The 1,014-nt window shown below is 49.0% G+C and carries 2 protein-coding genes; both read right to left on the minus strand.

Features of this window, described 5'->3' with window-relative positions:
* Positions 1 to 641 (minus strand): enoyl-CoA hydratase (locus A3739_RS19860; RefSeq protein ID WP_068502548.1); only part of this gene is annotated, 641 nt, incomplete at its 3' end.
* Positions 642 to 697: 56 nt separating this feature from the next.
* Positions 698 to 1,014, minus strand: a 317-nt coding sequence (locus tag A3739_RS19865; RefSeq protein WP_255376787.1) for an acyl-CoA dehydrogenase family protein, incomplete at its 5' end; no start/stop codon positions are given.

The raw sequence follows: 1,014 nt of genomic DNA on the forward strand, positions 1-1,014 counted from the left end.
TTACAGGCGCGAATGGCATCGGGGCTTTGCTCTGCGGTTTGTTTCGCTAGTTCTATTGCGCGCGCTGTTGCCGCACCTTTGGCAGTGGTTTCTTGGGTTAGGCCAATTGTTAACGCGCGCTCTGCATCGATGCGTTCACCCAAAAGAATAATGCGACTTGCCCACGCTTCGCCAACTAACCACGACAAACGTTGTGTGCCGCCTGCACAAGGGAGTAGTCCTACTTTCGCCTCTGGGAGTGCAAGCTGTGCGTGTTCTTCTGCGATACGAATGTCGCAAGCTAGGGCGCACTCGAGCCCGCCACCCATCGCATAGCCATTAATCGCCGCGATAGTCACCCCGCTAAACGAAGCGAGAGCCTCAAAGGCTTCACCGAATGCTTCGGCCACTTCTTTTGAATAAGCTTTGTCGCCACCGGAAAATTGCTTCAAATCTGCACCTGCAGAGAAGAATTTTTCACCTTGACCATACACAACAATGGCGACGATTTCGCCAGACTCTTCAGCTTGTTCTACGACTGATTTCAGACCGTTTAAGCTTTCAATAGTCCAGGTATTTGCAGGTGGGTTGTTGATTGTGATGACTAAAACAGAGCCTTGTTGCTCTGTTGCAATAAGAGGTGTGGGGCTGTTGATGCTCATGTTCACTCCTAACTTGATTTATTATAAAACACTTATGCCTAGGTTCATGCTCGAGCTTACATCTGAATCAGGGCTAGGTTTGGATCGTTGAGTAGTTTGCGGGCAATAATGACGCGCATGATTTCATTCGTGCCTTCGAGAATTCTATGCACGCGGCAATCTCTAAAGTGACGTTCTAAGGGGTACTCTTTGATGTAGCCGTAACCGCCATGAATTTGCAGGGCTTCATCACATAGTGTAAAGCAGACATCCGTTGCGAAGCGTTTAGCCATCGCACAGTATGTGGTTCGTTCAGAGTCTTTTTGATCTAGTTTGTAGGCTGCAAGGCGAATCATTTGCTTGGCTGCGGTCAGATCCGTCAGCATGTCAGCTA

The organism is Oleiphilus sp. HI0067 (assembly GCF_001635735.1).